General features: G+C 65.4%; 23 protein-coding genes. 5 read left to right on the top strand and 18 right to left on the bottom strand.

Annotation, left to right across the window (positions count from 1 at the left end; all coding sequences use genetic code 11):
• Nucleotides 1-32: 32 nt before the first annotated feature.
• From D9M09_RS00865 to D9M09_RS00830, 8 genes are all read right to left on the bottom strand, one after another.
• Nucleotides 33-1,823 (bottom strand): family 2A encapsulin nanocompartment cargo protein cysteine desulfurase, encoded by a 1,791-nt coding sequence (locus D9M09_RS00865; protein ID WP_121668378.1) that lies wholly within the window; start codon nt 1,821-1,823, stop codon nt 33-35.
• Nucleotides 1,798-2,727, bottom strand: a complete 930-nt coding sequence (locus D9M09_RS00860; RefSeq protein WP_070221598.1) for a family 2A encapsulin nanocompartment shell protein — start codon at nt 2,725-2,727, stop codon at nt 1,798-1,800. Before D9M09_RS00860 ends, D9M09_RS00865 begins: the two co-directional genes overlap by 26 nt.
• Before the next feature lie 116 nt (nt 2,728-2,843).
• A complete protein-coding gene (locus D9M09_RS00855; protein ID WP_070312556.1) occupies nt 2,844-3,068 on the bottom strand; it encodes a helix-turn-helix domain-containing protein in 225 nt (74 codons plus the stop codon).
• A 7-nt stretch (nt 3,069-3,075) separates the two neighbouring features.
• A complete protein-coding gene (epsC, locus tag D9M09_RS00850) occupies nt 3,076-4,062 on the bottom strand; it encodes a serine O-acetyltransferase EpsC (protein ID WP_121668377.1) in 987 nt (328 codons plus the stop codon).
• 19 nt (nt 4,063-4,081) lie between these two features.
• Nucleotides 4,082-4,579 (bottom strand): rhodanese-like domain-containing protein, encoded by a 498-nt coding sequence (locus D9M09_RS00845; protein ID WP_083287303.1) that lies wholly within the window; start codon nt 4,577-4,579, stop codon nt 4,082-4,084.
• A gap of 228 nt (nt 4,580-4,807) precedes the next feature.
• The gene (gene mnmC, locus D9M09_RS00840; protein ID WP_121670914.1) at nt 4,808-6,439 is read right to left on the bottom strand and encodes an FAD-dependent 5-carboxymethylaminomethyl-2-thiouridine(34) oxidoreductase MnmC; all 1,632 of its coding nucleotides are present in this window, start codon (nt 6,437-6,439) and stop codon (nt 4,808-4,810) included.
• Nucleotides 6,439-7,002, bottom strand: coding sequence for a DNA-3-methyladenine glycosylase I (locus D9M09_RS00835; RefSeq protein WP_121668376.1), 564 nt, complete (start codon nt 7,000-7,002; stop codon nt 6,439-6,441). Before D9M09_RS00835 ends, mnmC begins: the two co-directional genes overlap by 1 nt.
• 38 nt (nt 7,003-7,040) lie before the next feature.
• Nucleotides 7,041-8,519 (bottom strand): PLP-dependent aminotransferase family protein, encoded by a 1,479-nt coding sequence (locus tag D9M09_RS00830; protein ID WP_121668375.1) that lies wholly within the window; start codon nt 8,517-8,519, stop codon nt 7,041-7,043.
• 105 nt (nt 8,520-8,624) lie between these two features.
• On the opposite strand from D9M09_RS00830, the gene D9M09_RS00825 reads away from it, so the two are divergent.
• Together D9M09_RS00825 and D9M09_RS00820 are read left to right on the top strand one after the other, a co-directional pair.
• Nucleotides 8,625-9,086 carry an OsmC family protein gene (locus tag D9M09_RS00825; RefSeq protein WP_121668374.1) on the top strand — a complete coding sequence of 154 codons (462 nt, stop codon included), beginning with the start codon at nt 8,625-8,627 and terminating at the stop codon, nt 9,084-9,086.
• Entirely contained in the window at nt 9,087-9,740 is a 654-nt protein-coding gene (locus D9M09_RS00820; protein ID WP_070312551.1) for an FMN-binding negative transcriptional regulator, read from the top strand.
• Here D9M09_RS00820 and D9M09_RS29865 read toward each other — a convergent pair.
• The 4 genes from D9M09_RS29865 to D9M09_RS00805 form a co-directional block, all read right to left on the bottom strand.
• The gene (locus tag D9M09_RS29865) at nt 9,724-9,855 is read right to left on the bottom strand and encodes a hypothetical protein (RefSeq protein ID WP_276208685.1); all 132 of its coding nucleotides are present in this window, start codon (nt 9,853-9,855) and stop codon (nt 9,724-9,726) included. The genes D9M09_RS00820 and D9M09_RS29865 overlap by 17 nt on opposite strands.
• A gap of 11 nt (nt 9,856-9,866) precedes the next feature.
• Nucleotides 9,867-10,820 carry an AEC family transporter gene (locus tag D9M09_RS00815; protein ID WP_121668373.1) on the bottom strand — a complete coding sequence of 318 codons (954 nt, stop codon included), beginning with the start codon at nt 10,818-10,820 and terminating at the stop codon, nt 9,867-9,869.
• 99 nt (nt 10,821-10,919) lie between these two features.
• Nucleotides 10,920-11,357 carry a CHRD domain-containing protein gene (locus D9M09_RS00810; protein WP_121668372.1) on the bottom strand — a complete coding sequence of 146 codons (438 nt, stop codon included), beginning with the start codon at nt 11,355-11,357 and terminating at the stop codon, nt 10,920-10,922.
• Between the two features lie 155 nt (nt 11,358-11,512).
• Nucleotides 11,513-12,070: a winged helix-turn-helix transcriptional regulator gene (locus D9M09_RS00805; RefSeq protein ID WP_070312550.1), complete on the bottom strand. Its 558-nt coding sequence runs from the start codon at nt 12,068-12,070 to the stop codon at nt 11,513-11,515.
• 244 nt (nt 12,071-12,314) lie between these two features.
• Between D9M09_RS00805 and D9M09_RS00800 the strand changes: the two genes are divergently transcribed.
• Entirely contained in the window at nt 12,315-12,551 is a 237-nt protein-coding gene (locus D9M09_RS00800; protein ID WP_139143201.1) for a hypothetical protein, read from the top strand.
• On the opposite strand, the gene D9M09_RS28695 is transcribed toward D9M09_RS00800, so the two are convergent.
• Genes D9M09_RS28695 through D9M09_RS00775 form a run of 4 tightly spaced genes read right to left on the bottom strand, consistent with a single transcriptional unit; the run spans nt 12,548 to nt 17,211 of the window.
• Nucleotides 12,548-13,555 carry a Csu type fimbrial protein gene (locus tag D9M09_RS28695; protein ID WP_070292382.1) on the bottom strand — a complete coding sequence of 336 codons (1,008 nt, stop codon included), beginning with the start codon at nt 13,553-13,555 and terminating at the stop codon, nt 12,548-12,550. The two genes, D9M09_RS00800 and D9M09_RS28695, sit on opposite strands and share 4 nt — an antisense overlap.
• Nucleotides 13,555-15,903 (bottom strand): fimbria/pilus outer membrane usher protein, encoded by a 2,349-nt coding sequence (locus D9M09_RS00785; protein ID WP_240453518.1) that lies wholly within the window; start codon nt 15,901-15,903, stop codon nt 13,555-13,557. The genes D9M09_RS28695 and D9M09_RS00785 overlap by 1 nt, the downstream gene beginning before the upstream one ends.
• Before the next feature lie 36 nt (nt 15,904-15,939).
• Complete coding sequence (locus D9M09_RS00780; protein ID WP_227742093.1) at nt 15,940-16,668, bottom strand: fimbrial biogenesis chaperone; 729 nt, start codon at nt 16,666-16,668, stop codon at nt 15,940-15,942.
• 12 nt (nt 16,669-16,680) lie between these two features.
• Complete coding sequence (locus tag D9M09_RS00775) at nt 16,681-17,211, bottom strand: Csu type fimbrial protein (RefSeq protein ID WP_121668371.1); 531 nt, start codon at nt 17,209-17,211, stop codon at nt 16,681-16,683.
• Nucleotides 17,212-17,559: 348 nt separating this feature from the next.
• Between D9M09_RS00775 and D9M09_RS00770 the strand changes: the two genes are divergently transcribed.
• Nucleotides 17,560-18,366 (top strand): response regulator transcription factor, encoded by an 807-nt coding sequence (locus D9M09_RS00770; RefSeq protein ID WP_070292380.1) that lies wholly within the window; start codon nt 17,560-17,562, stop codon nt 18,364-18,366.
• Nucleotides 18,367-18,389: 23 nt separating this feature from the next.
• Here the strand turns inward: D9M09_RS00770 and D9M09_RS00765 are convergent, their stop codons facing one another.
• On the bottom strand, nt 18,390-20,957 hold the full coding sequence (locus D9M09_RS00765) for a TonB-dependent receptor (protein WP_121668370.1): 2,568 nt from the start codon (nt 20,955-20,957) through the stop codon (nt 18,390-18,392).
• A 331-nt stretch (nt 20,958-21,288) separates the two neighbouring features.
• Nucleotides 21,289-21,879, bottom strand: a complete 591-nt coding sequence (gene pnuC, locus D9M09_RS00760; RefSeq protein ID WP_121668369.1) for a nicotinamide riboside transporter PnuC — start codon at nt 21,877-21,879, stop codon at nt 21,289-21,291.
• Between the two features lie 137 nt (nt 21,880-22,016).
• Here pnuC and D9M09_RS00755 point away from each other — a divergent pair, with 137 nt between their 5' ends.
• A complete protein-coding gene (locus D9M09_RS00755) occupies nt 22,017-22,778 on the top strand; it encodes a substrate-binding periplasmic protein (RefSeq protein ID WP_121668368.1) in 762 nt (253 codons plus the stop codon).
• The last annotated feature ends 2 nt before the right edge of the window (nt 22,779-22,780 follow it).

Raw genomic sequence — 22,780 nt, 5'->3', positions numbered from 1 at the left:
AGGGGCGGCATCAGCTTGACAAGCGGGCAAGATCAGCGGCGCGCGCCCGCCAGGCGTTTGACCACGACGATCATGCGGTCGATTTCCTCATACGTGTTGTAGAAGGCGAACGAGGGCCGCACGGTCGCTTCCACGCCGAAGCGGCGCAAAATCGGCTGGGCGCAGTGGTGGCCCGAGCGCACGGCGATGCCCTCGTCGTTCAGGGCGCGCCCCACTTCCGCCGGCTCGTAGCCGGCCAGCACGAACGACGCCACGCTGGCCTTGTCCAGCGCCGTGCCGATCAGGCGCACGCCGGGAATCGCTTGCAGCTGGTGCGTCGCGTATTCCAGCAGCGCGTGCTCGTAGGCAGCGATGTTTTCCAGGCCGATGCGCTGCACGTAATCGATGGCCGCGCCCAGACCGACGGCATCGGCGATATTGCCCGTGCCCGCCTCGAAACGGTTCGGCACGCCCTGGTAGACGGTGCGCTCGAACGTGACGTCGGCGATCATGTTGCCGCCGCCCTGCCATGGCGGCAACTGCTCGAGCAAGTCCGCCTTGCCATACACGGCGCCGATGCCCGTCGGGCCGAACACTTTATGCCCCGAAAATACATAGAAATCGGCGCCCAGCGCCTGCACGTCCACGCGCAAATGCGACACGGCTTGCGCCCCGTCGACCAGCACGCGCACGCCGGCCGCATGCGCGAGCGCGATGATCTGCGCTACCGGCGTGACGGTGCCCAGCGCATTCGACACCTGCGTCACAGACACCAGCTTGGTGCGCCCGTTGAGCAGCTTGCGGAATTCATCGAGGAGGATCTGGCCGCTGTCGTCGACGGGAATCACGCGCAGAGTAGCGCCCTTTTCCGCCGCCAGCTGCTGCCACGGCACGATGTTGGCGTGGTGCTCGAGCTGCGAGACGATGATCTCGTCGCCGCTGCCGATGTACTTGCGCCCGAACGTGTTGGCGATCAGATTGATGCCTTCCGTGGCGCCGCGCACGAAGATGATTTCATTGGCCGAGGCGGCGCCCAGAAAACTCGCCACCTTGGCGCGCGCCGCTTCATAGGCATCACTGGCGCGCGCCGCCAGCGCGTGCGCCGCGCGGTGGATGTTCGAATTCTCGTGCGCATAGAAATACGACACGCGGTCGATCACCGACTGCGGCTTGTGCGTAGTGGCCGCATTGTCGAACCAGGCCAGCGGCTTGCCGTTGACCCGTTCGGCCAGTACGGGAAAGTCGCGCCGCACGGCGTGCACGTCGAATGGCGCGGGGGTTTGGCCATGCCCTTGCGGCCGCGCAGGCAGCTCGGTCTGGAAATAGAACGCGGGCTGGCTGTCAGATGGCGATATGGGCAGCTGGCGCGCGGGCGTCCGCTGCGGCGTGGCAAACGCGTCGGGCGCGGCCTGTCCCAGTCCCTGCTGCGCCAGACCATCGAGCTTGCCGTTCGACGCCGGATAGCCATGCGCGCCGCCGACAAAATAGTAGGGCGACGGCGCACCGAGGCTGGACGCGCGCGGCGTGGGTACCGATGCCGGCGCCGGCGCGATCGGTGCTTCCAGCGGCGCCGTCACGGGCGGCACCTGCGCCGTCGCCACGCCAGGCGCGATGGCGGCGAACGACGGGCCGGGCTGGGGCGGCGGACGGTTCGCATAACGGGGTGCCGCATCGAGCACGCTGCCCGAGCCGCCAAGGCTGGGCGACTTGTCAAGCGCAGGCGCGAGGCCAGGCAAGCGCGCGAAAAACTCGCCGGCCAGGCGGTTCAGGGTCGCTTCGTCAGGCAAAAACGGGACGGCAGGCAAGCCTGCCGCGCCATCACTTGTAGGTGTCTGGGTAGTCATGGTATTTACCGATCTCCACGTCTTCCAGTACGGCCAGCGCATCGTCGGTCAGCACAGCCAGCGAGCAATACAGCGAAATCAAATAGGACGAAATCGCGTGGCGGTTGATGCCCATGAAGCGCACGGACAGGCCCGGGCTTTGCTCGCCCGCCAGGCCAGGCTGGAACAGGCCGATCACGCCTTGCCGCTGCTCGCCCGCGCGCAGCAAAATGATCTTCGTCTTGCCGTCTTCGATGGGCAGCTTATCGGACGGCACCAGCGGCACGCCGCGCCACGTCAAAAACTGGGAGCCGAACAGGCTGACGGTGGGCGGCGGCACGCCACGGCGCGTACATTCGCGGCCAAAGGCGGCAATGGCCAGCGGGTGCGCCAGGAAAAAGCCCGGCTCCTTCCACACTTTCGTCAGCAGTTCGTCGAGGTCGTCCGGCGTGGGCGCGCCCGTCAGCGTAAAGATGCGCTGGTCGTCATGCACGCTGGCCAGCAGGCCGTAGTCGGGATTGTTGATCAATTCGCTTTCCTGGCGCTCCTTGATCGTCTCGATGGTCAGGCGCAGCTGCTCCTTGATCTGATCGTGCGGGCTGCTGTACAGGTCCGACACGCGTGTGTGCACGTCGAGCACCGTGCTGACGGCATTGAGAAAATACTCGCGCGGCTGGTCGTCGTAGTCGACGAAGGTTTGCGGCAGTTCCGACTCGTCGCGCTGCGAGCAGGCCACGCGCACGTCCTTCGGATTTTTCACGCGGTTGAGGCGGTAGATACCCGCTTCCACGGGCAGCCATTGCAGCAGGTGCACGAGCCAGCGCGGCGTGATCGTGGACAGCTGGGGGACGCTCTTGCTTGCATTGGCCAGCTGGCGCGCGGCGTTGTCGCCCAGCGCAAACTGGCTCTCTGTTGCTACTGTCATGACTACTCCTGATGAGAAAAGTGAATATGCTTATCTGAAAAACAAATAAAGTATCGGACGTCTCCCCTCTTCTCTCAACATGCTATCGCCATCATCGTGACGCTTGATCCACCCGATTAATCCACCAGTTCCGGTTCGCAGCGCGCCATCAATCCCGCCAGGCCGATGCCCAGCGCGATGGCCAGTTTTTCCACCGTCAGCAGCGATGGCGTGGCGGCGCCCCGTTCGATTTCGCCGATGAACGAGCGGTTCAAGTCGGCCGCTTCGGCCAGGCGCTCCTGCGACCAGCCATGCCCTTCGCGCAACTGGCGCACGGCCAGTCCAAACTGTTTGATCAACATGCTGTCCTCATGGGTGGTGGGCAAAGGCGGGGTGGGATGGCGCCGGCGATTCCGGCGCCTCCTGCTGGTTGTGCGCTTGCGTGACATGGCTGCCGGGCGCCACGCTGCGGGTCAGCCAGACATTGCCGCCGATGACGGAGCCCTGGCCGATGGTCACCCGCCCGAGTATGGTGGCGCCCGCGTAGATGACCACGTCGTCCTGCACGATGGGATGGCGCGCCAGCCCCTTTTTCAACACGCCATCAAAGCCGGCTGGAAAGCGCTTGGCGCCCAGGGTGACGGCTTGATAAATGCGCACGCGCTCGCCGATGATGGCCGTCTCGCCGATCACCACGCCCGTACCATGGTCGATGAAAAAGCTGCTGCCGATGATGGCGCCCGGGTGGATGTCGATGCCCGTCTGCGAATGGGCCACTTCGGCGATGATGCGCGCCACCAGCGGCGCGCCGAGCGCATACAAGGTGTGCGCCAGGCGGTAGTGGATAATGGCCAGGATGCCCGGATAGCACAGCAGCACTTCGTCGACGCTGTGCGCGGCCGGGTCGCCATGGAAGGCGGCCGCCACGTCCGTGTCGAGCCGGGCGCGGATGCGCGGCAGCGCGCGGGCGAAGCGCTGCACGATGGCCAGCGCCTGCTGTTCGATGGATACCGTCTGCTGCAAGCCGTGCTGGCGCGCGTGGTAACTGAGTTCGCGCCGCACCTGTTCGTGCAAGCCCGTGAGCGTCGTGTCGAGCGTGTGGCCGACAAAGAAATCCTCGCTCTCCTGCTGCAGGTCGAGGGGCCCCAGACGCATGGGGAACAGGGCCGCGCACAGGGCTTTGATGATGTCGTGCAAATGCTGGCGCGACGGGAATTCGCGCGCACCGCATTCCTGGCTGCCGGCCAATCCTTCGCGCCACTGCGCGCGCACGGCGCGCAACTCGTCGACGATCTGGTGCAGCTCCCATTGCGGCTGCGCGGCAAGGGAGACGGGGGGAAGGGCTCGCTGGTTCATGGTGGTCCCGGGAAGCGGGTTAATCTTGCAGCCAGGGCAGCGCATGCCAGCGCCAGCCGCCGCTGTGGCCACGCTGCTGCTGTGCGTCGAGGTCGCCCTCGAAGCCTTGCGCGATATTGAAGACGTGCGTAAAACCCGCCTTGGCGGCCGCTTCGGCAGCCGCGGCCGAGCGCTTGCCGCTGCGGCACAGCAGCACCACGACGGCATCCTTGCCGCCCACCTTCGCTTCGAGCTCGCGGGTAAAACGGGGATTGCGGTTCATAGCCGTGCCGGTGGCCCACGCCACGTGCAGCGAGGCGGGCACGTAGCCGACAAAAGTGCGTTCTTCGTTGGTGCGCACGTCGACCAGCACGGCTTTGCCGGCCTGCACCAGTTGCCACGCATCCTGCGCGCTGACGATGCCCGCATACGGCAAACCCTGCGCCTGCGCCTGGCTGCGCGCGAGATGGAGTACTTCATCAAACGCCGCCTCGCCGTGCGCGGCGCGGGGATCGAAAATCAGTTCTGCAGCAGCCATCTGTCCACCTCTTTATTCCGTCGTCAAAAACCAGCACGAGTCCACTGTAGCGAACTTATGTTGTTCGGAAAACAAATTAAAAAGAGTTTGGAAAGCTGAAAAACAGATATGGGGACTACGCGCGGAGCGTCCGCATATGGGGTCAGACCCTCACGCGCGTTGGCGCCAGGCTTTGCGTCAGCTGTGTTGGGGGTCTGACCCCAGCCCTTGCCTGCTCTGCGCCAACGCTCAACCAGCGCGGCGGCGCTCGCGCAGCAAGAAACGGGCAGGATCCAGGGCGGCGGCCAATTGACTCTCCAGCGGCAACGGCTCCCCCTCCAGCTGGCAAGCCAGCAGCTCGGCCGCCAGCGGTGCCCAGATCAGGCCGCGCGAGGCATAACCGAGCAAGCCGAACAGGCCGGGCCAGCGCGGCACGTCGCGCAGGCGCTCGCAGCGGCCCGGTATGCCGGGGTCGGGCAAGGCGCCCGCCAGCGGCAGGCGGTCCGCTGCCATGCAGCGAAAGCCCGTGCGCCCGGCCAGCGGCGCCTCGAACGGGGCCACGTCCAGGATGTCGGCGATCTTCGCGATATTGTCTTCCTGGTTCGATGGGCGCAAGCCGGGGTCCGCGTCCGCATCGTAGCTGGCGCCCACGCACACGACGCCCTGGTACGCCGGCGTCACGTAGGCTTCGCGGCAGACGACGAACGGCAGCGACGGCAAGCTGCCTTCGGCCAGGTGCGTGACCTGGCCGCGCACGGCGTCCAGCGGCAAGCCGGCCGCCTGTTCGAAATCCACGGCGCCCGTGCCCGCCGCCAGGATGACGGTGGGTGCCGCCGCGATCAGGGCACCGTCCGCATCGCGCACCAGCCATTCGCCGTCGCCACGTTCCAGGCGCAGGGCGCTGCTGGAAAAGCGCCGCGTGAGCAAGGCGCCGCAGGCGTCCAGCATGGCCGCGCAGACGGAAGACGGGCGCGCCCAGCCGCCCTGCTCGAACCACCAGGCGCCATCGGGCGCCGGCGCGCCCAGCATGGCGGTTGCCTCAGGCGCTTCCAGCCAGCGGGCGAATTCACGCGGATACAGGCCGCTGGCGGCGATCTGCCGCTGCACCTGCGCATGCGCCCCGTCGCGCGCCAGGTGCAGCACGCCGCTTTGCGCACCCTCGATGGCGGCGCCGATACCACCCAGGTCTTTCCAGCGCTTCAGCGAGTACAGAAAGGCGGCGCGCACCAGGCGCGTGGCGATATTGTCGTCCTTTGACATCAGCGGCATGAAGATGCCGGCCAGGTTGCCCGACGCTTCGCTCGCAGGCTGCGCGTGGCGTTCGATCAAGGTCACCTTCCAGCCGCGCGCGGCCAGCCGTTCGCAGGCGGCCGCGCCGGCCACGCCCGCGCCGATGACGACGGCGCACCGCTCGGGCGCGGCAACGGCCGCGTACTCATCGCGCCGCGCATAAAACACGGCGCGCAAACGGCTCTCGTCAAAAACAAAGCCATGCTTTTGCAGCGCCGCGCGCTGCGCCTCGTCCAGGTGCACGGCTTGCAGGTGCGCGCCATCGGCCATCAGGCGCGCCAGCACCGGCGTGGCCGCCGGCACCCAGGCCAGATGCACTTCATCGACACGCGCCGACAATTGCGCCAGACAGGCATCGGGCTCGCCGATCAGCACATCGAGCGTGACGAGACCATCGTGCGACACCATGCGGTGCAGGCCCGGCACGCAGGGCGGCCACTGTGCGCGCCACTCGTCGGGCAAGTGATGCGCATCGACGGGACGCGGCGCCAGCGCGATGTAATGCAGGCGGCGACCGCCATGCGCGGCGCAGGCGGCGCGCAGGCGGGCAGCGTCAAAATCCGTGTCGAGCAGGACCAGGGCGCGGCGCATCAGCGCCCCGCGCGGCAAAAGCAGGCGGGCGCGTGGTCGTTGACCATGCCGATGCCCTGCATGTAGGCGTAGATGATGGTCGAGCCGACGAACTTGAAGCCACGCTTGAGCAAGTCTTTCGACAGTTTGTCGGACAGGGCCGTCTTGGCGGGAAACTCGCCCGGCTGCCAGTTGTTGACGATGGGCTGGCCGTCGACATACGCCCACAAAAAGCTGTCCAGGGTCTGCCCTTCCGCGCGCAGGCGCAAATAGGCTTGGGCATTCGTGATGGCGGCCGCCACCTTCAGGCGGTTGCGCACGATGCCGGGGTCCGCCAGCAGCTGCGCCACCTTGTCCGGGCCATATGCGGCGATCTTTTCCGCATCCCAGTCGTCAAAAGCGGCGCGGTAGGTGTCGCGCTTGTTGAGAATGGTTTCCCAGCTCAGGCCAGCCTGCGCGCCTTCCAGGTTCAGCATCTCGAACAGCCGGCGCTCGTCGTGGCAAGGCACGCCCCATTCCGTGTCGTGATACGCAAGGTAGCGGGGATTGGCCGGATTGGCCCAGGAGCAGCGGATGGTGGTCATGGTCGGGTTCTTCATGTGCGGGCAACCGCCAGTATAGTTTATCGGCCGCGCAGGATGCGCCCCAGCTCCTGCAAGCCGTGCGCCATCTCGGCCGGGGGAATCGCCGCAAAGCCCAGCAGCAGCCCGGGCGGCGTGGCGCATTCGGGCCCCGCCGCCGGGTCGGCATAGTGTCCCAGCGGGCGCAGTTCGATGCCCCGCGCCAGGCCCGCGCGCGACACCGCTTCCTCATCGTGATCGCCGCGAAAATACGCGCACAGTTCCAGGCCGCTGTCGGCCGGGCCGCACGCGAGCTGGTCGCCCAGTTCGTGCGCCAGGCCGCGCACCAGCAGATCGCGCCGCTCGGCATTGCTGTCGCGCGTGCGGCGGATATGCCGGCCAAAGTGGCCTTCGGCAATGAAGTCGGCCAGCGCCATCTGCGGCACGATGGCCGTGTGCCGGTCCATCACGGCCTTGGCCTGCACCAGCGCCTCGGCCAGCGCGGGCGGCGCCACCATGTAACCGAGGCGCAGGCCGGGAAACAACACTTTCGACAGGGTGCCCACGTAGACCACGCAGCCGGCCCGGTCCAGGCTTTGCAGCGACGCCAGCGGCGCGCCCGAGTAGCGGTATTCGCTGTCGTAATCGTCTTCCACCAGCCAGGCTTTATTGTGCGCGGCCCAGGCCAGCAGGGCCAGGCGGCGGGGCAAACTCATGCTCACGCCCAGCGGCATCTGATGCGACGGCGTCACGTAGGCCAGCTTCGCCTGCGGGCAGTGCGCCACGCCGTAGGCCACGTCCAGCCCCTGCGCATCGACGGGGACGGGAAACACGCACGCGCCGGCCGCGCGCAGCGGGCCGCTGGCGCCCCGGTAGCCGGGCGACTCCATCCAGGCGGCGTCGCCGGGCGCCAGCAGGATGGTCGACAGCAGGAACAGCGCCTGCTGCGAACCGGACGTGATGACGATTTGCTGCGGCGTGCACTGGACGCCGCGCGACGCCTTCAGGTACACGCACAGCAGTTCGCGCAGCGGCAGGTAGCCGGCCGGGTCGCCGTAGCCGAACTGGTGGTCGGGCCGGCGCCTGCGCCGCGCTTCCAGGCGGTTCCACACATCAAATGGAAAATGGTCGATACGCGGCATGCCGACGCGGAAGGCGCGCAGCGGCCCCCGGTGGAAGGCCACCTGGCGCATGGCCGTCACCACGCCCTGCCCGCGCGCCGACAGGGGCCGCAGCAGGCCGGGCGCAGCTGCCGGCGGCACAGGCAGCGGCACCTCGCGGCTGACAAAGGTGCCGCGCCCGACGGCACCATCGAGGTAGCCTTCGGCCGTCAGCAGCGCATACGCATTGAGCACCGTCTGGCGCGACACGGCCAGCAGGCGGCAAAAATCGCGCGTGGGCGGCAGCTGCATGCCGGGGCTCATGCGCCCGTCGAGGACGGCCGCCTTGATGGCCGCATACAGCTGGCGGAACAGCGGTTCGCTGGCGCCGCGCTGCAGCGGCAAGGCGGCGATAAGCTGGTTCAGGTGGGAAGCTGGCATAGTGTGGCTCTCGAATTGGTATCTTCAAGATAGCACTTATTGGCTGTTTTAAATAGCCAAGACTGACGCTAAGATGGCGCATCCCTCTACTTTTGCGGAGCAACCATGCATCAGTTTTTCGCCACCGTGGCCTGGCAGCGCGACGGCCAGGATTTCGCCGGCCAGCGCTACAGCCGCGGCCATGAATGGCAGTTCGACGGCGGCCTGACGGTCCCCGCCTCGTCGTCGCCCCTGTCCGTGCCGCTGCCGATGTCGGTGGCGGAAAACATCGACCCGGAAGAGGCGCTGGTGGCCGCCACGTCGAGCTGCCACATGCTGTTCTTCCTGTCGCTGGCGGCCCAGCGCGGCGTCGTCATCGACGACTACCGCGACGATGCCGTCGGCGAACTGGGCAAGAATGCACAAGGCCGCCTGGCCATGACGCGCATCGTGCTGCGTCCGCGCATCGCCTTCGCGGGAACGCCGCCCTCGCCAGATGCCTTGGCCGCCCTGCACCACGATGCGCACGAGCGCTGCTACATCGCCAATTCGCTGGCAGCCGACGTCGTCGTGCAAGGAGCCGCCTAGATGTACACGCCCTCCACCTTCCGCGAAGAGCGCCTCGACGTGCTGCATGGCCTGATCGATAGTCACCCGCTGGGCGCGCTGGTGCGCCACGGTGCCGATGGCTTGTGCGCCGACCATCTGCCGTTCGAGATCGCCGCGCCCACGCTTGATGCGCCATTCGGCATCCTGCGCGCCCACGTGGCGCGCGCCAACCCGCTGTGGCGCGCTGCCGGCGGGAGCGACGACGCACTGGTGATCTTCCAGGGGCCGCACGCCTACATCACGCCCGCCTGGTATGCGGAAAAGCAGCGCAGCGGCAAGGAAGTCCCCACCTTTAACTATGCGGTGGTGCATGCGCACGGCCCCCTGCGCGCCATCGACGATGCGGCATGGCTGCTGGGATTGGTGGAGCGGCTGACGGCGCGCCATGAGGCGGATCAAGCCGCGCCGTGGAAGGTGGGCGACGCGCCGGCCGGCTATATCGACAAGCTATTGAAAGCCATCGTCGGCATCGAGATTCCCCTCACGCGCCTGGAAGGAAAATGGAAGCTGGGACAGAACCGCAGCATGCAGGACCAGGCCAGCATGGCGCACGGCCTGGCGCTTGATCATCACCCCGGCCCGGCGCAGGCGCTGGGCGCGCTGATCGCCGCCAACGTCACGCCAGCCAGCTGACGGCCGCCGAAAACGTCAGGAACGACAGCGTCGTCGACACTAAAATGATGCGGGCGATGCGCGTCGTCGCTGTGCTCCCGATGATGCGCAAGGCGCGTGGCGCGCCCCGTGACATTGAGTGCCCCCTCACGCCAGCCAGCTGACGGCCGCCGAAAACGTCAAAAACGACAGCGCCGTCGACACTAAAATGATGCGGGCGATGCGCGCCGTGTTCGCACCGAAGCGTTCCGACAGCAACGCGACGTTGCTGGCGCTGGGCAGGCACGCCACCAGCACCATGCAGGTCAGCGCGAACGGATCGAGCGGCGCACCGAGCGCGATGGCCGCGTGGCCGATGCCCCACACCAGCAGCGGATGCAGCAGCAGTTTTTTCAGCGCCACGGGCACATATTCTCCCAGCGGCGCCGGGTCGCTCGTGCTCATCTGCGAACGGGCCAGCACGGCGCCGATGGTAAACAGGGCAACGGGAGAGGCGGCATCGGCCAGCAGGCCCACCGTCTGCGTCAAAGGCTTGGGCAAGGCCAGTTCCAGCCACGACGACAGGGCACCGAGCACGATCGCCCACGGCATCGGGTTGCCCGCCATGCCCTTCATGGCGTTGACGACGGCGGCGCGGCAGCCGTGCGCGCCGCCGCTGCCGATGCGCGACAGGGCGATGCACAGCGAGCTGGTCATGAGCATGTCGACGACGATGGTGACGATGACGGGGCCCGAGGAACGGGGTCCGAGCAAGGTCAATAGCAGGGGCACGCCCATGAAGCCCGTGTTCGGGAAGGCCGCCACCAGCGCGCCGAAGGCAGCATTGTTCCAGTCGATGCGGTGGCTCAGGGTCATGGCCGTGGTGACGCCCACCATGATCAGGGCGCACAGCAGATAGACGCCGAACACGCTGGCGTCGAGCAGTTGCGCGACGGGCGTGGCGGCGCCGAAGCGGTACAGCATGCACGGCAGCGCGAAGTACAGGACAAAACTGTTCAAGCCGCCGATGGCGGCCAGCGGCAGCAGCATGCGCCGCACGGCCAGATAGCCGCACAGCACCAGGGCGAAGAAGGGAAAGGTGATGGCAAGGATGGTCAGCATGAAACGCCATTGTAGCGCCCCGCACTGGCCGGTCGGCTGGCGCAAAAAAAGGCCGCTCGCGCGGCCCAAGGAGGTTTCGGAGAAAACGCCGGTGGCAGGCTATGGCTTGAGCTGGGCGCGGATTTCGCCGGCCGGGTAGGCCGCGCTGTGCACGTTCACATACAGGTTGCCGGCCTGGTAGCTCGCATACTGGGGCGGCGTCAGCATGGTGTTCGGCGGCACGGCAAACATGCCTTCGGCGGTTTTCACCAGCGGCACGATGACGGGGCCGTTGACGCCCGCCGGCGCTTCATGGATATGCGCGACGGTGGCCACCATGCCCGTGTAGCGCACGCCCCCGCTGACGCTGCGGTCGTGCGCGACGCGGATATTGCTGCTGCCGGTGGCCGTGCTGGTATTGGCCGGCACTTCCTGCGCGCCCGTCAGGGTGACGTCATGGCCGCCCGGGTGATGCGGGCCATGGGAACAGGCGCCCAGCAGGGCGGCCAGCGCCAGCACAGTGGCGGCGCGGCGTAGGTGTTGCGGCAATGTGGTCATCGCGGTACTCCTTCAACGGACATCGGATCACGGATGGCGCCATGCCCGCACAGCCGGGTCTGCGCCGCACTTGAGTTGCATGGTGCGACAGTAACGCCATGCCGTGCAGTCCGTCTTGCTTTGCGACAAACTTGGCGCGCACCCGCCACCCGGCCTCAGACCAGATGCCCCTCCGCCACCCAGCCGCGATTGGCTGCTGGCGCCTTCGGCTTGGGCGCGATGCCGCTGCTTTTTTCCGCATCGAGGATGATGCTGCGCATGCTGTCGCTGGCGGCAGGCCCTGGCGCGAACGCGTAATACTCATCATTGATGGGCAAGCCCGTCGTGGCGTCGACCAGCACCGGATCGGCGGCCAAGCCCGTGTCGCGGCTGGCGATGACGAGGCTGGCGCCTTCGGGCGCGAAGTTTTCATTGCCCCAGGCGATAAACGCCAGCAGGACGGGCTTGAAGGCGCGCCCGGACTTGGTCAGCACATAGTCGTAGCGGGGCGGCTTGGCGCAATACAGGCGGCGCGTCATCAAGCCCCCTTCCACCAGGTCGGCCAGGCGGCGCGTCAGGATAGTGGGCGCGATCTTGAGGCTTTTTTCAAATTCGTCGAAGCGCGTCTTGCCATAAAACGCTTCGCGCAGGATGAGGATGCTCCACCATTCGCCGACCTTGCCCAGGCTGCGCGCAATCGGGCAAGGCAAATTATTAAAGTTGGTATGTTTCATGACCGTCTCCTCACGTTGATCCAACACAACAATTAAAAAAAAATCCTACGGTTGCCACACGGAAACTTCGTTACTATCGCTTTGCAAGCCGTCTCCCGCCCCGGAGAGAGCTTGAAAATACGCGAAAAATCACACTTTTCTTGCTCCAGTACAATCATGCTTAGTCCAGCTTCTCCCGTCCCGGTGTGCGAAACGGCGTCAGAGAATGTTGTTTCCCGTCCGTTTTTCACCTGATACGCTTACGATGACTTCTTTGAAATTTGCCTCCCTGCCAATGTTGCTCGCCCTCTCCCTCTGCCAGACCACCGCCGCCGCCACCGTTTCCTCCGCATCGTTCCAGGCCACCTTCGTCGTCCACGAAGCGTGCACCGTCGTCTCGCAGCGCGGTAGCACCCAGGTGCGCTGCCAGCACAACACGCCCTATCTGCTGCAACAGCAGGCGACGCCATCGGACACCGGTCTCATCACCGTCACGTTCTAAAAATATATCGTTGCCGTCACCGTGTCCTTGTAGTCGCCGGGGCGCGGCGACACCTGCGCCGGCACGCGGCCGTAAATCGTCAGCGGCACGCTGGCGCCCGTGCCCGTGCCTGTCACCATGCTGGTGCCTGACGTGCCATCGCCCCAGAGCGGGCCATCGAGCGTCGACGACAGCAGGTAGCTGACCTTGTCCGTCGTTACAATGTTTTTCATTTGCCGGTTCGCCACGTTGGCCGCCACGCTGCCGCCGTTCAGGGCAATCTGGTAGGCATTGTTGTTCACGCAGCGCACGGACAAGGTACTGGTGCTGCGCAAGTTGCCCGTCAGGATGGAAGCGTTCGCGAATGCCATCGGACTGGCCGCGATGGTGCAGTCGTTGACGGCCGTGGCATTGACCGCGAAACCGAAGCTGCCGCTGCTGGCCGTGCAGCCAAACAGGTTGACGAGGCCATACGTGGTGTAGGTGTAGGTGCCCTGGCCGGCAAAGCTCGACGTGTACACCGTATTGGCATTGGCGGCCGTGGGCACGGCGGCCAGGGCCGTGCCAGCGGGTATCCTGGCATACACGGTAAAGGTGGTGGAATACGTGCCGGGCGGGGCCAGCAAGCCGGCCGACAAAATGATGCCGAAGGTCGACGGCGCGCCCGCCACGCCGGCGCCGCCCCAGATCTTCGCCGTGGCATACGAATTGTCCACGTACACGTTGTACTCCATGCGGTTGCTGCCATTGCCCAGCTTGCGCGGCAGGGCCGAGGTGGAATTCGTGCCCAGCCCCAGCGAGATGCACACTTGTGCGTTGGGCGTGAGCAACTGCCCCAGGTTCAGCGACGAAAACAGGCAGCTGAAGGTGCCCGTTGCCTGCGCCACGTAATCGCTGCCGGAAATCGGGCTGACGGCGCCGAAATCGATATTCGTCATGCTCACCGTGCAGGTATCGGCCGCCTGCGCCGCGCCGCCCCAGGCGCATCCCAGCAGCAGGGTCAGACATGGCAGCAGGCGGCGCATCAGCGGCCTCCCCCGGCGCCGGCGGCAGCGCAGCGCAGCGGCCCGATCACGGGCAAGCCGCCCGCGGCAGGACGCACATAGGCAAAACCTACCGTGCATGCGCTGTCGCCCTCGCCGACTTGCAGCTGATTCTGCTCGAGCAGATCGTCGACGAACACCATGCCGTCAAATCCCATGACCGTCTGCTTGCCGCTTTGCACATGCAGCACGGGCAAGCCCGTGGCCAGCGGCTTGCCGTCGGCGCCTTGCACGATGACGGTGGCGGCGCTGTAGCGTTCGACGGGAAAGGCGGCCAGCACGCCCGCCAGCTGTTGCGGCACGACATTCATATTGGTCACGGGCACGCGCGCGTCAACGTCGAGCTCATCCGTGGCGATGCTGATCTGGTTATTGCCATAAGGATTCAAATTCGGTACCAGCAGATAGCCGCCCCTGTCCGTCACGCCGATCTGGCGGTTTTCATGCAACACGGGAATATTGCCCACACCGCCAGTGGACACCAGCGCAAAACCGCTGCCCACCTGGCGCGCCGCCTCGACATGCCCATCCATCAGCACCAGCGCGCCGGCCGCGCCCAGCGAGGAGGCATTGCCCATGCCGCCGCTTTGCGTGCGCGCATTCACGCGGCCGTTATTGCCCAGGTATTCCACTTGCGCTTGCCGATAGGCATTGCGGCCCACCGTGCCAGCCTGCAAGTTCCAGCCGACACCGCCGCCAAAGTCCGCCGCGCGCTGCGCGCTGACGCTGCGGCCGCTCTCGCCGTTTTGCCGGCTGCCGCTCGTGCTGATGGCCAGATTGTTGTCGAAGGCCATGCTCAAGCCGACATAAAAGCCCCGCTTCTCGCGTTGCCGCAAATCCTGGAACAGGCTGGCGTTCAGGAACAGGCCGTGAAACAGGGTCGCCGAATAGCCCAAGGTGGCCAGCTTCGATGACGGTGCGCCGGGCGTGCGGTAGCCGATATAACTGCTGCTGATACTGCTTCCCGCCGGCAAAGGCAGGCTCACGGTGACGCGGTCCGCCGCGCGCACCACGGGGCTGCCATCACGCGAAGCGAGGTCGCCAAACCCGGCGCTGGCGCGCACGCTGTACGCATCGACGCTGAAGCTTGGCCCCACATATTGGTACCCGGCGCCCAGCTGCGCACCACGGCTGCGGCCGGCGCTGGCCGACAGCGAGCCGCTGAGCACGCCCGCCTGGCCCAGCCGCACCAGCGCGCCCGCCCCCGCCTGGTACAGGCCGGCAGCCAGTTCCGCATGGCCTTCGATGGTGAAGCTGTCGCTGACGCCATGGCGGCCGGAAGCGCTGGCAAGCAGTTGCCGCTCGTAGCCGAACAGGCGGCGGCCATAGTCGCGCCGCACGGCGCCCGCCTCGACCGAGTAATCGCTCAAGCCGCTGGCCAGCATGCGCGTGTCGACATACAGGGGCAGCACGGTCGTCACGCTGCGCCCCAGGGCATCGCGCGTGATGAGGGTGGCTTGTCCCGCGCCATTGATGCCGGCCACCTGGTTCAGCACAAACGGACCGCTGGGCACGCTGGCAGCATATTGCTGCACGCCATTCACATACAGGCTCAGCGACGAAGGTACGAGCGCCGTGCCATCGACGGAGGCGACGGGAAAGGTCAGCAGGTCCGGGCGCAGCTGGAAGTTCTTGCGCCACTGCACGCCGCCCACGCGCACGGCGCGGCTCCAGCTGAGCGATGAGGAGATCAGGTCGCCCACTTGCCACGTTTGCAGGGTCTCGGGATCGGCATGGCTCCAGAAGGTGTCAAAGCGCATGTACTTGCGCTGGTCTCCCCCCAGGTTCACGGTACCGGTATGGCTGAACACGCCGCTGTCATTGAAATAGCGCAAGTCGTTGAAGATGGCCGCGCGCCGTGTCCGGCCCAGTTCCGCATAGGCTTCGTAATCGAGCACGGCGCCGGGCGTGACGCGCGACGGCGGCGTCTGCGCCGCCAGGCGCGCATCGATGCGGTACGGCGCGCGCAAGTCGTCCGTCACCTGCAGCGACACGCTCTGGCGCGCCGCATCATATTCATAGCTGAGTCCCGGAACCGCATCGAGCGCCACCTCGGTCTGACCGGGCGCGACCAGGCGCGCCGGGTCCAGCCCCAGCTGCTGCAAGTTCGCCACACTGCTGCGCAAGGTTTTGCCCACCTGGGTAAAACGCAAGATCAGCCCGGTTGAAACAGCATTCACACTTACCTCCAGATACAGTTCATTCGGCGCCGCCGGATCGGTGGGCAAGCTGGCCGGCCCCGGATCGGCGCCCGTCACGGCTGCCGCGCCATCGGCCCTGGCCAGCGGCGCCATGACCAGCAACAGCAACGCTGCCAGCGCGCGTTTCATGGTTCACGCCGGTCGCGCCCGCCATGGCGGCCATGTTCAAGGTGTCGAATTCTTGGCAATGAGCGCCTTCGCATTCACATTGACCGCAATACTCAACGGCCCATCCAGTTCGGCCTCCCTGGCGACGGGCAGGCGCCATACGCGCATGCGTTCGGCCAGGACATAACCAAACAGCCCCTTGCTGACGGCAAACTCCTTGCCCGCCTGGTTCGTCAACGTCATCGCCCCGATCTGCGCATGGACATTGCCGCTGTTCTTGATACGCAACATCCACTCGCCCCGCTCGCGGAAGACTTGCCAGTCGAGCACTTCCTTGCCCGGCGCAGCGGCCGGCAGCACGAAAACGGGCACAGAATAGCGCAGGCGGATATCGACGCCGCTGCGACCCGCATCATCCTCGCGGCTGATTTCATCGATGAGCACGCGATACGTCTTTTCCTGCGCGACAGGGCCAGCCTGGGCACGCACGAGGCGGATGGTCTGCCGGCTGTTGGCGGCGATTTCGACGATCGGCGGACTGGCCACCAGCTCCTGCGTCGGCGCCAGCACTTCTTCGCCATCGCGCTGGTCCCAGGCGAACACCCGCACCTGCCCGTAGATGGCTTGGTCGCCGAGATTTTGCAAGTTGATACCCGCGGCATTCTGAGCGGCGCGCAAATTGAGCGTCACCGGCGAAATCTGCAAATTGGCGCCGTTCGCGCCGGCGGCGCAGCAGGCCAGCAGCGCCAGTACGCTTTTCAGCAGCGACATCGAACCGGCGTTCACGCAGCGCCTGGCTTAAAAGTACACGGTGGCCGTGATGGTCGACTTGTAGGTATCAGGCGCCGGCGTCGCCTGCGGCGGAATGTTGCCGTACACCGTGAGCGGCTGCGACGCGCCGTTGCCGGTGCCGCCGACGGTATTCGTGCCCTGCGTATCGCCCCACAAGGTGCTGCCGGCCGTCTGGAACAGGTTGAATTGCACCGTCCCCAGGTTGCCGCCCGTGCCGCTCAGATAGCGCGTGGTGCCGCTTGAGCCCGTGCCCGTACCCGCCGTCAAGCCCACGTTGTACGGCGTGGTATTGGTGCAGGTGACATTCACGGTCGTATTGACGTTCACGGCAGTAGCCAGTACGCCCTGACTTTGGCCAAAGTCGAGATTGGCAGCCGCAATGGTGCAGTTGGCGATGATTTTCAGGGTCACGTCAAAGGTCGTGGTATTGCTGCCGTTCAGATACACGGCGGCATCGGCGTAGCCAGGCAGGAGGGCCGTCGCGGCAAGGACGACACTGGCGGCAGCGGTGAAGCGGGGTGAAATAACTCGCAACATGATACCTCCTGATGACGGAACATCATTAATGCGCCCATCGGCATGAAGGGCTCGAGGATAGTCACGGTATTGCCGGCGTTTTCTGGGGCACGCAAACCAGGACGACAACATACTTGCGCCGAGAGTCAGAAAGCGAGGGACTCCGGCATTGTTTGCAGCATTGGCAAAACAGATTTTTTGGCAATCGACATTGCTTAAAATCAATGCATGAGTGAATTATTGGCGATATAGGAAATCCGCGCTTCTTCTCGCGGAGAAACATCTTTTGAAATACGAGAAAAGCAGAAAAAAAAGGAAAAGCGAGGCATAATAAGCCACAACTTGCTATTTGGTTAAGTCATCCATGCCATGCCATTGACCAGCGAAACCATCAGAAAAAACATCTTGATCGTGGACGATTCCGCGTTCGAGCAGCGCATGCTGATGGAGCTGCTCAGCGAGCAGCCCTACCGCTTCAGCATTGCCTTCAATGGCTATCAGGGCTACCAGCTGGCATTGGCCACGCATCCCGACCTGATCCTGCTCGACGTGCGCATGCCCGAGATGGATGGCTACACGGCGTGCCGTTTGCTCAAGGCCAATCCCGACACGGAACAGATTCCCGTGATCTTTCTCAGCGGAGCCGACGCCGCCAAGGAGCGCGTCATGGGCTTGCAGGTGGGCGGCGTCGACTACATTGCAAAGCCGTTCCTGCCGGAAGAACTGGCCGCGCGCATCCATATCCACCTGGGATTGATGCGTAAAAGCAACAGCACATTACCCGCGGCGACCCCGGTCGGCGACCGGCAGCAACATCCGGACCTCGTGTTCGTCAATGCCGTCAAACAGTTGATCCTCGACAACCTGGGCAGCCTGCCCAACCTGTCCGAAATCGCCCGCAGCGTGGGCACCTACCGCGAAAAGCTGACCCTGATGTTCCGCGAGCAGACGGGCATGACGGTCTTCGCCTTCATCCGCGAAGCGCGCATCGCGCGCGGCGTGGAACTGCTGCAGCAGACGGAAATCGACGTGCAGGATGTCGCCCTCCTGATCGGCTTTCACAACGCGGGCAACTTCGCCACGGCCTTCCGCGAACGCATGGGCGTCACGCCCAGCGCCTACCGCCAGCGCCTGCATGAACAGGCGGGGCAGCGGCAGGTGTCGAACGGGCACTGAGGGGCACGCATGCCCCCCGCACCCTAGAACTTATAGTTCAGCTTGAGCGACGCGAAACGCCCGCGCGGATCGGCTTGCGTATAGTCGAAGCCCGAGGCCGAGTAATCCCACGGCGCGCGCTTGTTGGCCAGGTTTTGCACGATGAAGGTGACGTTCGCCGCCGGCGTGACTTGCCAGCTGGTGGTCACGTCGAACGTGCTGAAGGCGGCCACCGATTCATCGAGATGCGTATTTTGCGCATAGCTGCCCACGTAATTCCAGGTCAGCGTGGACGACCATTTGCCCTGCTCCCAGGTGGCCGAGGTGACGCCGCGCCATTTCGGGATGGAGCCGAAATAATTGGTGCCGGCGCCATCGGTGAGCGGCGCGCCGTCCGACAGCGGTTCGGCAAAGCGCAGCACGCGGCTCAGCTGGCCGGCCAGGGTCAGCTTGCCCCAGTCCTTGTCGACGAAGCGCTGGCGCAGGTCCAGGTCGATGCCGGACACTTCGCGCTGTCCCTGGTTGCGGTACTGGCGGTACAGGGTCGTGATGCGGCCATCGGCGTCGCGCGTGATCTTCTGCGGCGCCGCTGCTTCGTTGGCGAGCGTGGTGGTGGCGCTTTCCGTGCCGATCACGCCATCCTGCCTGATGCGGTAGTAATCGAGGCCGATGCTCGAACTGCTGGTGGGCGAGACCACCACGCCCAGGTTCAGGTTATTCGACCGCTCAGGGCGCAGCGCCGTATTGGCGATGGTGATGGCCGTCACGCCGCGCGTCTGCGTGGGCGTGACGGGGTCCTTCGGATCGAGCACGCTGACATAGCTGACGGCCGTGCTTTGCGTGATTTCCGGCAGCGACGGCGCGCGGAAGCCGCGCGACACGGTGCCGCGCACCAGCAGCCACGGCGCCGCCTGGTAGCGCGCGCTGGCTTTCGGCGAAAACGCATTGCCGAAATCGCTGTAATGGTCGGCGCGGCCCGCCAGGTTGACGGACAGGTCTTTCACCACCGGGACGTTCAATTCGGCAAACAGGGCCGACACACTGCGCGAACCGTTGATGATGTTGATCGCCGGGCGCAGCTCGGTGCCGGACAAGACGGCCGTCGAGGTTTGCGAATCCATCTTTTCGCGGCGCCACTGCGCGCCGGCGGCAAAGCCCAGCGGGCCGGCCGGCAACTGCCACAGGTCTTTCGCGGCCGAGAAATCGACGGTGTCGAGGGTCGATTCGGCCGGACGCAGGGTCGACAGGCGCAGGCGGTTGCGCACCGCTTCGCTGTTTTGTGCCTGATCAAAGAAGTTATAGCTGCCGTCGGCCAGCACCTGCTGGAATGCGTAGCGGTTGACGAAGTTCTGCACGGTTTCCTCCAGCTTGCTGCTGGAGTGGCCTACGGCCGCATCCCAGTCCCAGCCCGCCAAAGTGCCCTTGACGCCCGCCAGTGCGCGGTAGAACGTGACCTTGTCCTGTTTCAGGCGCGGCCCCAGGTCGAACAGGGTGGCCGTGAACGGCAGGGGCGTGGCGCCCGGATTGTTCGGATGGCCCACGGGCAGCACGACGGGAATCGTGTCGAGCGCCTGGGTAGCGTTGTTCCACACGCGCGTGGCGTTGTTCACCGTCAATGGCGCGCTGAAGGTCTGGTCGGCGCGCGAGTAACTGTGCAGCAGGTCGACATACGCTTCCGTATCCGCATTCAGCTTCAGGGTGCCGCGCGCGGCCGTGTGCACGCGCTGGATGCCGGGAATCAGGGTTTTATATGGCGACGGGTTATACGCCAGCACTTGTCCCGTCTTGCCGGGTGTGATGTCGCCATAATTAACCAGCTGCAATGGTCCGCGCACGCCGCCCAGGGTCTTCGTCGGGTCCGTGCCCGCATAGTTGGTGATGGCCCAGCCCAGGCTGCCCCGCTGCTGGTTGCGGAAGTCCGCATCGCGCATCCACGCCACATCGCTTTGCTGCAGCTTGTCGCGCTGCTGCGCATCGACCGAGAAGACCAGGCTGTAGCCATCTTCCTCGAGCTTGCCGAAACCCGTCTGCAGCGCCGCGCTCTTTTCATGCTGGCCCGTGCCTTCGGTCGAGCCGCCCCACTGCGCCGTGATGTCCGTGCCTGTGAATTCCTTGTACAGGATGATATTGACCACGCCGGCCACGGCATCGGAACCGTAGACGGACGAGGCGCCATCCTTGAGCACCTCGATGCGCTGCACGGCCGCCATCGGCAGGCTGTTCAGGTCGACAAAGGTTTCCTGCAGGTTTTGCGCCGTCGCATAACTGGCCACGCGCTTGCCATTGACCAGGATCAAGGTATTTTTCTGGCCGATGCCGCGCAGCGACAGGCCCGAGGTGCCGGCCGAGAAACTGCCCGTATATTGTTCGTTGTAGCTGTTGCCGCTGTTGGCGGAGATGGCCCGCAGCACATCCGACACGCTGGTCTTGCCGCTGGCTTTCAATTCCTTGGCCGTGATGACCTGCACGGCGCTGGCACCCTCTTTTTCGCTGACGCGGATATTCGATCCGGTCACGTTGACGCGCAACATGTCGTCCTCGGCATGGGCGATGGTGGAGACGGCGGGAAAGGCGGCGGCGATGGCAAGACTGATGGCGAGTGGTTTGAACATGGTTTCCTCTTATTGGGATTGCAGCCTTTTTCCGATAAAAAGGCCGAGCAGGGGCACGCGGACCGGATGGGCCAGCGGGCAAACGACAACGAAACGGATGGGAATGACTTAGGGGATGCGTGGCCGGGCACGCACCGGCATCCACTGCGCCATGCATTGCATGGCCAGCTGGTGCCGGACGGCATAAAAACAGGGAGAAGGACTAATGCGCAACATAAAAGACACCGGTAAGCGGGGAAAGGCCACTATATCCCGGCGTCTTTATGGCGTGAACGAATTAAAAATTGATTGTATATACGATTTGAATCTAAGGACTTGGTCTTTGGCAATATCAGGCGTCGGCCATCGCCTGCGGCGCGGCCGCCGCGCGGCGCGCCTGCACGCTCCACCAGTACCAGGAAATGACGGCATTGACCCAGTAGGCCGCGTACAGCACGGCCGTCAGGTGCAGGCCGCGGCTGTAGTAGAGCGGCACGGCCACGGTGTTGACCAGCAGCCAGAAGGCCCACGTTTCGATGCGCCGGCTCATCAGCAAAAATTGCGCGATGATGCTGAACACCAGCACGGCCGAATCGATGAAGGGCGCGTAGGCATTCGTGAAGCGGTGCAGCAGCATGCCGTAGATCGCCACGGAGGCGATACCGGCCGGCACGACCCAGGCCAGGCTGCGCCGGCCCGTGCGCGTGATCGGCAAGGACTTGCCGCCGGCGCCGCGCCGCCATTGCAGCCAGCCGATGACGCAGGTGACGATGAAAAACAGCTGCAGCATCACGTCGGCGTACAGGTTGACCTGGAAAAACAGCACGGCGAACAGCACGCAGCCGACCATGCCGATCCACCAGGAATGGATATTATTGCGTCCGGCCAGGATGATGGAGGCAGTCATCAAAACATTGGCGGCGATCTCGAGCGGGGGAGTCAAGCGGATTTCCTTAGAATGAAGGCAGGCCGCCACTATAGCCCATTTGATATCCGCAATCAGCCATGCACTGCTTGACTTTCGTGGCCATTCTGGCAAATTGGCAAGCACTACCCCTTGAACCACTGCGGAGATGTTCCATGCGCTTGCGCCACGTGCTGCTTGCGGCAACGCTGCTCGGCAGCGTCCTGCCCGCCCAGGCCTGCCGCATGACAATGGCGCTCGAGCAATGGCCGCCGTACCTGTATCGCGACGCCCAAGGCAGCTATACGGGTCTGGACCTGGAATTGCTGCAGGCCATCTTCAAGGAAGCGCACTGCACCTTGGTCACCTTGCCGGAACTGCCCACGGCGCGGCGCCAGCTGCTGTTCCAGACAGGCGGACTGGACCTGATGCTGGCCGCGTCCGAAACGCCGGAACGCCAGTCCTACGCCCGCTTCTCCATCTCGTACCGCGATGAAGCCGTCGGCGTCTTCGGCAAGGCCGGCACGCCCGCCGCGCAGCGCCATGTCGGCAGCTTCGGCCAGCTGGCGCGCGGCAAGGCCACCCTGCTCGCGCCCAAGGTGGGCTGGTATGGCGCGCAGTACGCTGCGGCCCGTCCGGCGCTGGAAAAAGACGGCCGCCTGAATACCTTCGGCAGCTTCCGGCAAGGCATCCTCATGCTCGACGCGGGCCGCGCCGACCTGTTGCTGGGCGACGTGCTGGCCGTGCGCCACGAAGCGCGCCTGCAGGGCGTCGCCTTGACCACCCTGCCCTTCCTCGCCCTGCGCGCGCCCGTGCACCTGATGCTCAATGCGCGCAGCACCAGCACGGCCGATCTGGCGCGCCTGAACGCCGCCATCACGCGCCTGGAGCAGCGCGGCGTGCTGGCGGCGATACGCGCCCGCTACGACGCGCCGTAAGG

This window comes from Janthinobacterium agaricidamnosum (genome assembly GCF_003667705.1).
GTDB lineage: Bacteria > Pseudomonadota > Gammaproteobacteria > Burkholderiales > Burkholderiaceae_D > Janthinobacterium.
The sequence above is the reverse complement of the archived record's forward strand: the minus strand, read 5'-3'. Positions and strand labels throughout refer to the sequence as shown.